This is a genomic window from Mesorhizobium sp. M1217 (assembly GCF_040318275.1).
Taxonomy (GTDB): Bacteria; Pseudomonadota; Alphaproteobacteria; order Rhizobiales; family Rhizobiaceae; genus Mesorhizobium.
On the sequence record NZ_JAMYMA010000012.1, the window covers coordinates 67,882 to 77,500 of the forward strand.

Below are 9,619 nucleotides of genomic sequence, written 5' to 3' on the forward strand. Positions count from 1 at the left end.
GTCCAGCGGACGGAAATTTCAAAGCCACGTGAGGATGCGCCAATTCCGTCTCTGGCGAAACCCCGGACAAGGGCCATAATCAGCTTTGCAGGATGCTCACGAGCGTCCGAGGGGTACGGCGCACCCGGCCGGGTCGCGGAGAGGACGGAGTTCGATCATGCCAGAGTTCACCATTTCCAGGCGTACGATACTTGCGGGTTCGGCATTGCTGCTGGCCTCCACCGCCATGCCGACGATCGGCTGGGCGCAGACGCCGAAAAAGGGCGGACGACTGGTTGTCGCCGCTGATTCCGAGCCGCGCAATCTCAATCCGGCGATTGTCGCCTCGAACGGCGTCTTCTTCATCTCGAGCAAGATCGTGGAAACCTTGGCCGAGGCCTCCTTCGGCGGCAAGGACGGGCTCGAGCCACGGCTGGCGCTCAGCTGGGAAGGCGCCGCCGACGGCCTGTCGGTGACGTTCAAACTGCGCGAGGCCGTCAAATGGCATGACGGGAAGCCCTTCACCTCAGCCGATGTCGCCTTCTCGGCGCTGCAGGTCTGGAAACCGCTGCAGAATCTCGGCCGCACCGTGTTCAAGGATCTGGAGGCGGTCGACACGCCGGACGAGGCGACCGCCGTGTTCAAATTCGCCAAGCCGACCCCGTTCCAGCTGATCCGCAACGCCTTGCCGGCGCTGAGCAGCGTGGTGCCCAAGCACATCTACGAGACCGGAAAGATCGAGGACAACCCGGCCAACAACGCCCCGGTCGGCACCGGACCGTTCAAATTTGCCGAATACAAGCCCGGCGAATATTACCGGCTGGAGAAGAACACCGACTATTGGGGCAAGGACGAGCCCTATCTCGATGAGATCATCTATCAGGTGCTGCCGGACCGCACGTCGGCGGCCAGCGCGCTCGAGGCCGAAGAGATCCAGCTCGCCGCCTTCTCCGCCGTGCCCCTGGCCGATCTCGACCGCATCTCCAAAGTGCCCGGCCTCAAGGTGATCACCAAAGGATACGAAGGGCTGACTTACCAACTGGTCGTCGAGATCAACCATCGCCGCAAGGAGCTGGCCGACCTGAAAGTGCGCCAGGCGATCGCTCACGCTATCGACAAGGATTTCGTCGTCAAGACGGTGTTTCTCGGCTATGCCGCCACCGCCACTGGCCCGGTGCCGAAAAACGACCCGCAATTCTACACCGCCGACGTGCCGACCTATGCTTTCGACGTCGCCAAGGCCAACGCCTTGCTCGACGAGGCCGGCTACAGCCGAGGCGATGATGGCAAGCGCTTTTCGCTGAAACTGCTGCCGGCGCCCTATTTCAACGAGACCAAGCAGTTCGGCGACTATCTTCGTCAGGCGCTCGCCGCCATCGGCATCGACGCCCAGCTGGTCAACAACGACTCTGCCGCGCATATCAAGGCGGTTTACACCGACCACGCCTTCGACCTTGCGGTCGGGCCGCCGGTGTTCCGCGGCGATCCGGCGATCTCGACCACCATCCTGGTGCAGAGCGGCATTCCCGACGGGGTGCCTTTCTCCAACCAGGGCGGCTACAAGAACGCCGATCTCGACGCTCTGATCGCCAAGGCATCGGAGACGCTTGACACCGCCGCCCGCACCGAACTCTACAAGGAGTTCCAGAGAAAAGTTGCCGCCGACCTGCCACTGATCAACGTCGCCGAATGGAGTTTCATCAGCGTCGCCCGCGATACGGTCAAGAACATCGCCAACACCCCGCGCTGGGCGGTGTCGAACTGGGCGGACACCTATTTAGAATCGTGACACATTCTGGCGGATGAAAATTCGCGCCGAAATCCGTGTGGAAACTTGGTCAAATACCGAGTTCCTTCACACCCCCCTCTGTCCTGCCGGACATCTCCCCCGCAAAGGGGGAGATTGGCTGGCCGCAACGTCGGCTTATTTGCCTGCTGCGTTGAAGATTGGCGAAATCGCTAATAACATCCGATCTCCCCCCTTGCGGGGGAGATGTCCGGCAGGACAGAGGGGGGTGGGAAGAAACACCGCATCTCCTAATTGCCACTGCGCCAAGCACCCGGCGCCGCCATGAGCCGTGCCCTCACCCTCCTTCGCCGTCGCCTCGTCGGCAGCATCTTCGTGTTGCTGATTGTCGTCATCGGCACCTTCCTGTTGCTCGAAGCCGCTCCCGGCGATGCGGTCGATGCCTACATCGTCTCGACCGGCGGCGACGCCGGCATGATCGAGCTGTTGCGTCACCGCTGGGGGCTCGACCAATCTGAGCTGACGCGGCTGGCCAATTACCTTTGGGCGCTGCTGCATCTCGACCTTGGCCAGTCCGTCACCTTTTCACGGCCGATCCGCGATGTCATCACCGAGCGCCTGCCCAAAACGCTGCTGTTGATGGGCAGCGCCACCGCGCTCTCCTTCGGACTCGGCTCGGTGCTCGGCATCTATGCCGGCGCCAGACCCGGCAGCGTCCGTGATCGCTTCCTGTCTATCGGCTCGCTGGCGGTCTATGCCATACCGGGCTTCTCGCTCGGGCTGGTGCTGATCATCGTCTTTGCCGTCGACCTGCGCTGGTTTCCGATCGGCGGCATCGAGAGCATCGCCTCGGCCAGGACCGGCCTTGATCGCGCTGGCGACATCGCCCGCCATCTCGTCCTGCCGGTCTCCGCGCTCGGCTTCATTTATCTCGCGCTCTATCTGCGCATGATGCGCGCCGGCATGGCCGAGGTCTGGCGGCAGGATTTTGTCCTCGCCGCTCGCGCCAGGGGACTTTCCCGCCGTCGCGTCGTGCTCGCCCATGTCGCCCGCAACGCGCTGTTGCCGCTGGTCACCATGCTTGGCCTGCAGTCCGCGCAAATGCTGGGCGGCAGCGTCGTCATCGAAAGCGTCTTTTCGGTGCCAGGCCTTGGCCGATTGGCGCAGGAAGCGGTGGCGGCACGCGACACGCCGTTGCTGCTCGGCATCATTCTCGTCAGCGCCGTTCTGGTCGTCATCATCAACCTTCTCGTCGACATCGCCTACGCCGTCCTCGATCCGCGCGTCGGAGCCAATGAGGCCGGCGCGTGAACCCGCTTCGCCGTTTTCTCCGGACGCCGGAAGCGATCGCCGGCATTGTCATCCTGGCGGCGCTGTTTGCCGTGGCGCTTGCCGCACCTTTGTTCTTTCCCGGCGATCCGCAGGCCATTGCCGGGCCGGCATTGCTGCCACCGTTCCAGGACTGGTCGCTACCACTAGGCACCGACCGCCTCGGCCGTGACATGCTGGCCGAGCTTTTCCACGGCGCCCGCACCTCGCTGGCGGTCGGCCTGGCGGCCGCCGCCGCCGCCCTTGCCGTCGGCGCAGTGATCGGCACGCTGGCCGGCTTTGCCGGCGGCCTTATCGACGAAGTGCTGATGCGCATCACCGACGCTTTCCAGACCGTGCCAGCTTTTCTGCTGGCTTTGGCTTTCGTCAGCATCGTCGGGCCGTCGCTCGGCGTCGTCGTCGCGGCGATCGCACTGGGCGCCTGGACCGGACCGGCACGCGTGGCGCGAGCCGAAGTGCTGTCGATCCGCGAGCGCGATTTTGTAGCGGGCGCCCGCGTCATCGGCATGCATCCGCTGGAGATCGCCTTTCGCGAGGTGCTGCCCAACGCATTGCCGCCGGTACTGGCATTGTCGTCGGTGATCGTCGCCGCGGCGATTCTCACCGAAGCGGCATTGTCCTTTCTCGGCCTCGGCGACCCCAACCGCGTTACCTGGGGCGGCATGATCGCCGAAGGCCGTGCCGTGCTGCGCACCGCGCCGTTCCTGTCGATCGTTCCGGGAATAGCACTCGTGCTCACGGTGCTAGGTGTGTATCTCGCCGGCGAAGGCGTCGTCGAGACGACGGCGGTGAGGAGGGGCCTGTCGTGACGGCGCTGCTTTCGATCCGCAATCTGACGGTGACCTATCGCCGCGATGGCTCCGAGGTGACGGCACTAAAGAGTGTCAGCCTCGACATTCCCGCCGGCGAGCGCTTTGCCATCATCGGCGAGAGCGGTTCGGGCAAGAGCACGCTGGCGCTTGCCATTGCCGGGCTGCTGCCGGGTTCTGCCAGGATCGAAGGCCGCATCGATTGGCTCTTGCGCCCGCCGCCAATGTCTGGTGCCAAGACACCCCCCTCTGTCCTGCCGGACATGTCCGGCAGGACAGAGGGGGGTGCGACGGGACGTCAGCCTGCAAGTCTTCGCGACCATGCTTCAATCGGCGGCCGTGACATCGGCTTCATCTTCCAGGATCCATCGGCGAGCCTTGACCCGGTGATGCCAATTGGCAAGCAGATCGCCGAGGTCGCCTACACCCACCTCGGCCTCAATTGGCCGCAAGCCTACGCGAAGGCCCAAAACTTGCTTGAACGGGTCCGTCTGCCCGACTCCAATGCGGCTATGCATGCCTTTCCACACCAGCTTTCCGGCGGCCAGAAGCAGCGCGTCGCCATCGCCGCGGCAATCGCGTCCGGCCCGAAACTGCTGATCGCCGATGAGGCGACCAGCGCGCTGGACACCATCGTGCAGGCCGAGATCGTCGCGCTAATTCGGCAATTGGTGGCCGAGGACGGCATGACGCTGTTGTTCGTCAGCCACGACATCGCGCTGGCCGCTGAGCTGGCGGGGCGCATCGCCGTGTTCCGGAATGGCGAATTGATCGAACTCGGTGCGACGGCGCAGGTCGTCAGTGCGCCGCGGCACACTTACACTCGGGCGCTGCTTGACGCTCATCTCGGCCTCGACGCCGAGCCGCTGTTGCAGCGAACATGACCAGTCCTCTGCTCGCCGTTTCCGGCCTGACCAAACGATACCCTCGCGGCGGCAAGATCATTGCCGCGGCAGATAACGTTTCCTTCCACATCGAAGCTGGCGAGACACTGGCGCTGGCCGGACCTTCAGGCAGCGGCAAGTCGACGATAGCCCGGCTGATGCTGCGGCTCATCGAACCCGACGCCGGCCATATCGAATTTGAAGGCAGCGACTTCCTGTCAATGAACGGCGCTGCCTTGCGCCACCGGCGCGCTCGTCTGCAGATGGTGTTTCAGGATCCGCTCGCCGCCTTGAACCCGCGCACCACGGTGGCGCGTGTGCTCGACGACCCCTTGCGCATCCATCACATTGCCTCTCGTGCCGAGCGCCCGCGCCGTATCGCCACTCTGCTGGAGCGCGTCGGCCTCAGCCCCGGTCTCGCCGGCCGCGCCATTCACGAAATCTCCGGCGGCCAACGCCAACGAGTCGCCATCGCCCGCGCCATCGCCACAAAACCGTCGCTGGTCGTGCTCGACGAGGCCGTGTCGGCGCTCGACGTTTCGGTGCGCGCGCAGATCCTGCGGCTGCTGCTTGACCTTCAGCGCGAAGAGCGCATCGCCTATCTATTCATTTCGCACGATCTCGGTGTCGTCCGTGCCATCGCTCACCGGGTCGCCATTTTGGACGCCGGGCGCATTGCCGAGAGCGGCGATGCCCGTACCGTCATCGACGCGCCGCAATCCGCGATCGGCAAGGCGCTGGTGGCGGCAGCGCCAAGACTGTCAAGGATCGAACAGGACGCATCATGACCGACGTCGAAGCCCGAGCCGAAAAACTGTCGCGCGAACTCGATTCCGCCTTCCGTAACCGCGCCGATCTCTATCGTCTGTTGCTCGACGAGCTAACCGCGGAAGTTGGCGCGGAAAAGGCTGAGGCTATCATGATCCGCACCATCGAACGGCGCGGCAAGGAGGTTGCGGCGTCGGCCTTCGCCGATTTCGGCCCGAACGACGCAACGGCGATCGGCGAGGCGTTCCTCGCCGTCAGCCCGGATGGCGGCCGCATGTATCCGACCGACGTCGAACGCGGCCAAGGCCGCATCGCCTTCAAGGTCAAGCGCTGTCCGCTGAAGGACGCTTGGGTCGAAGCTGGCGTTGGCGACAAGAAGCTCGCCTCGCTCTGCCGCATCGCCGGCGCCTTCGACCGCGGCCTGTTCGAGGCCACCGGAGTGCGCTTCGACAACGTCACCTGGACGCCGGGCCACGGTTCCGGCTGCTGCCACATCGCCTTGACCAACCGGGATGCCGGCTAGAGCTGCAGTTCGAGCCATGTCGGCGAAGACGTAAAGCTCCGTCCCGTTGGGCAGCGCAGAGCCAAACAAAAACCCCCGGCGCCGCAAGGCAACCGGGGGTTTTGATGTTTGCATTGCGAGGAATTTGGTGCGGACAGGATCTGCCTCGGTGTCCCGCTGTGTCGGCTTCGTTGGTAAGTGTCCGGCCGGAGGCGTCTTTGTGGGTTCATGGCTGTGGCCTCAAACCGTAGGTTCGAGCCACGGCCCAATCAAATCACTCCGAGATTTGTCGGATTGCGGCATTCTTATTCGTCTTCAGTAGGGGAGTTCCTGGAGGTGAATTATGAGCGAATTGCCGGTGGTCAAAACGCGACTCAAAGGCAAAAACCTTACGCAGAGCATGCTGATCCCAACGGAGAACATGGTCGCAGACGAGCTCCGGGCTGCGCGACCTGGCCACTTGTCGGACCTTGCAGAGTTACGACGTAAGCTCGCGGCAAAATACGGAGCAGACGCCTGCTGCCCAGTGACTGTGCGGCGGCACTTGGTGCATATCAGTCAAGACGGCAGCGCGCCCTTTTGGCGCGTCGTAAATCCCGATCGGCCATTCGCCCGACGTATGAGAGGTGGATCGGAACACATACGCGAAAAATTGGCTGCGGAACGCTGAGTATCCTGTCGCTGCACTTCAGAGCAAACGAAAACGGCCCGCACAAGGCGGGCCGTTTTCGTACTTTGGTTGCGGGGACAGGATTTGAACCTGTGACCTTCAGGTTATGAGCCTGACGAGCTACCGGGCTGCTCCACCCCGCGTCAACTTCACGGCGACCGCCGGCCGGGCAGCCCGGGCTTTTTTGTTTGTCCGTCCTCAAGGCCTTCGGCCTTTGTGGGCGGATGGGGCGCTGCCCCACCCCGCGTCAACCCTAGAAGTAAGCCTTGGCTCACTGAATTCAAGCTTCCGCCAAATGAAAGGGCCGCTTGCGCGGCCCGGAGCCCCGTTGGCGGGCCTGTTCGTAAGGAGAAGATTAAACAACGTGCGCTTGGCAGACCTGGCAGCGACCTACTCTCCCGCGTCTTGAGACGAAGTACCATCAGCGCTGGAGCGTTTCACGGCCGAGTTCGGAATGGGATCGGGTGCAGCCGCTCCGCCATAACCACCAGGTCGGCAAAACGCACGTTGCTCGAGAAGCTGTTTTCTGTGCCATCCATCTCGGCGCAATCCAAGGATTGCCGCCAGAAATGGGCATTAGGAATGAGAACGATCAAGCCGATCGAACTATTAGTACCGGTAAGCTTCAAGCGTTGCCGCTCTTCCACACCCGGCCTATCAACGTGGTCGTCTTCCACGGTTCTCAGGGAATACTCGTTTTAAGGTGGGTTTCCCGCTTAGATGCCTTCAGCGGTTATCCCGTCCGGATATAGCTACCCTGCTATGCGGCTGGCGCCACAACAGGTCCACCAGAGATCCGTCCATCCCGGTCCTCTCGTACTAGGGACAGATCCTTTCAATATTCCTACACCCACGGCAGATAGGGACCGAACTGTCTCACGACGTTCTGAACCCAACTCACGTACCGCTTTAAATGGCGAACAGCCATACCCTTGGGACCTGCTCCAGCCCCAGGATGCGATGAGTCGACATCGAGGTGCCAAACAACCCCGTCGATATGGACTCTTGGGGGTCATCAGCCTGTTATCCCCGGCGTACCTTTTATCCGTTGAGCGATGGCCCTTCCACGCGGGACCACCGGATCACTATGACCGACTTTCGTCTCTGCTCGACTTGTCAGTCTCGCAGTCAGGCAGGCTTATGCCATTGCACTCAGCGAACGATTTCCGACCGTTCTGAGCCCACCATCGCGCGCCTCCGTTACTCTTTAGGAGGCGACCGCCCCAGTCAAACTACCCACCATACATTGTCCCGGACCCGGATAACGGGCCGCGGTTAGACATCCATAGTGATAAGGGTGGTATTTCAAGGGTGGCTCCACCTGAGCTGGCGCCCAGGTTTCAAAGCCTACCACCTATCCTACACATGCCACTACGAATGCCAATGTAAAGCTATAGTAAAGGTGCACGGGGTCTTTCCGTCTAACCGCAGGAACCCCGCATCTTCACGGGGAATTCAATTTCACTGAGTCTATGCTGGAGACAGCGGGGAAGTCGTTACGCCATTCGTGCAGGTCGGAACTTACCCGACAAGGAATTTCGCTACCTTAGGACCGTTATAGTTACGGCCGCCGTTTACTGGGGCTTCGATTCAGAGCTTGCACCCCTCCTCTTAACCTTCCAGCACCGGGCAGGCGTCAGACCCTATACGTCGTCTTGCGACTTCGCAGAGCCCTGTGTTTTTGATAAACAGTCGCTACCCCCTGGTCTGTGCCACCCTCCCATGCTTGCGCATGAAAGGGTCACGCTTCTTCCGAAGTTACGCGTGCAATTTGCCGAGTTCCTTCAGCATAGTTCTCTCAAGCGCCTTGGTATACTCTACCAGTCCACCAGTGTCGGTTTCGGGTACGGTCTATAAGGAGGAGCTATTTCCTGGAACCACGCAGCAGCCCTTTCAATCCGATAAGATTGGACTACCTCAATGATCCGTCACTTCCTCCAGGCCCACGAATATTAACGTGGTTCCCATCGTCTACGCATTTCTGCCTCGACTTAGGGGCCGGCTAACCCTGCTCAGATTAGCTTTAAGCAGGAACCCTTGGACTTTCGGCGGGGGAGTCTCTCACTCCCCTTACGTTACTCATGTCAGCATTCGCACTTCTGATACCTCCACCATCCCTCACGGGTATGGCTTCATCAGCTTACAGAACGCTCCGCTACCGCTTGCATTGCTGCAAACCCTAAGCTTCGGTGTATGGCTTTAGCCCCGTTACATTTTCGGCGCAAAGACCCTTATTTAGACCAGTGAGCTGTTACGCTTTCTTTAAATGATGGCTGCTTCTAAGCCAACATCCTGGTTGTTTTGGGATCCTCACATCCTTTCCCACTTAGCCATAACTTGGGGACCTTAGCTGTAGGTCAGGGTTGTTTCCCTTTTCACGACGGACGTTAGCACCCGCCGTGTGTCTGCCGACTATTACTCCCAGGTATTCGGAGTTTGGTTAGGTTTGGTAATCCGGTGAGGACCCCTAGCCCATCCAGTGCTCTACCCCCTGGGGTATTCGGTCGACGCTCTACCTAAATAGATTTCGCGGAGAACCAGCTATTTCCGAGTTTGATTGGCCTTTCACCCCTAGCCACAAGTCATCCCGAACTATTGCAACAGTTATGGGTTCGGTCCTCCAGTAAGTGTTACCTTACCTTCAACCTGCTCATGGCTAGATCACTCGGTTTCGGGTCTAATGCGACGAACTGAACGCCCTGTTCAGACTCGCTTTCGCTGCGCCTACACCTATCGGTTTAAGCTTGCTCGTCACACTAAGTCGCTGACCCATTATACAAAAGGTACGTGGTGACCCAGGACGAACCTTGGGCTCCCACTGTTTGTAGGCAATCGGTTTCAGGTACTATTTCACTCCCCTTGTCGGGGTGCTTTTCACCTTTCCCTCACGGTACTAGTTCGCTATCGGTCATGCACGAGTACTTAGGCTTG

The 9,619-nt window shown here is 61.0% G+C and carries 7 protein-coding genes, 1 tRNA gene and 2 rRNA genes (1 of these 10 cut by a window edge); 7 read left to right on the plus strand and 3 right to left on the minus strand.

The window, feature by feature from the left end; all coding sequences use genetic code 11:
• Positions 1–157 precede the first annotated feature (157 nt).
• From NKH37_RS20715 to NKH37_RS20745, 7 genes are all read left to right on the plus strand, one after another.
• Complete coding sequence (locus NKH37_RS20715; protein WP_352592826.1) at positions 158–1,768, plus strand: ABC transporter substrate-binding protein; 1,611 nt, start codon at positions 158–160, stop codon at positions 1,766–1,768.
• 282 nt (positions 1,769–2,050) lie between these two features.
• The gene (locus tag NKH37_RS20720; RefSeq protein ID WP_353005926.1) at positions 2,051–3,037 is read left to right on the plus strand and encodes an ABC transporter permease; all 987 of its coding nucleotides are present in this window, start codon (positions 2,051–2,053) and stop codon (positions 3,035–3,037) included.
• Positions 3,034–3,864, plus strand: coding sequence for an ABC transporter permease (locus NKH37_RS20725; RefSeq protein ID WP_023722306.1), 831 nt, complete (start codon positions 3,034–3,036; stop codon positions 3,862–3,864). The genes NKH37_RS20720 and NKH37_RS20725 overlap by 4 nt, the downstream gene beginning before the upstream one ends.
• Positions 3,861–4,748: an ABC transporter ATP-binding protein gene (locus NKH37_RS20730; protein ID WP_353005927.1), complete on the plus strand. Its 888-nt coding sequence runs from the start codon at positions 3,861–3,863 to the stop codon at positions 4,746–4,748. Before NKH37_RS20725 ends, NKH37_RS20730 begins: the two co-directional genes overlap by 4 nt.
• On the plus strand, positions 4,745–5,536 hold the full coding sequence (locus NKH37_RS20735; RefSeq protein ID WP_352593535.1) for an ATP-binding cassette domain-containing protein: 792 nt from the start codon (positions 4,745–4,747) through the stop codon (positions 5,534–5,536). Before NKH37_RS20730 ends, NKH37_RS20735 begins: the two co-directional genes overlap by 4 nt.
• On the plus strand, positions 5,533–6,039 hold the full coding sequence (locus NKH37_RS20740) for an L-2-amino-thiazoline-4-carboxylic acid hydrolase (protein WP_353005928.1): 507 nt from the start codon (positions 5,533–5,535) through the stop codon (positions 6,037–6,039). The genes NKH37_RS20735 and NKH37_RS20740 overlap by 4 nt, the downstream gene beginning before the upstream one ends.
• A gap of 322 nt (positions 6,040–6,361) precedes the next feature.
• The gene (locus NKH37_RS20745; RefSeq protein ID WP_352593539.1) at positions 6,362–6,688 is read left to right on the plus strand and encodes a hypothetical protein; all 327 of its coding nucleotides are present in this window, start codon (positions 6,362–6,364) and stop codon (positions 6,686–6,688) included.
• Between the two features lie 66 nt (positions 6,689–6,754).
• Here NKH37_RS20745 and NKH37_RS20750 read toward each other — a convergent pair.
• The 3 genes from NKH37_RS20750 to NKH37_RS20760 form a co-directional block, all read right to left on the minus strand.
• Positions 6,755–6,831: transfer RNA gene (locus tag NKH37_RS20750), tRNA-Met, on the minus strand.
• A gap of 234 nt (positions 6,832–7,065) precedes the next feature.
• Positions 7,066–7,180: ribosomal RNA gene (rrf, locus tag NKH37_RS20755) — 5S ribosomal RNA — on the minus strand.
• Positions 7,181–7,276: 96 nt separating this feature from the next.
• Positions 7,277–9,619, minus strand: a 23S ribosomal RNA gene (locus NKH37_RS20760); it runs 464 nt beyond the window's last position.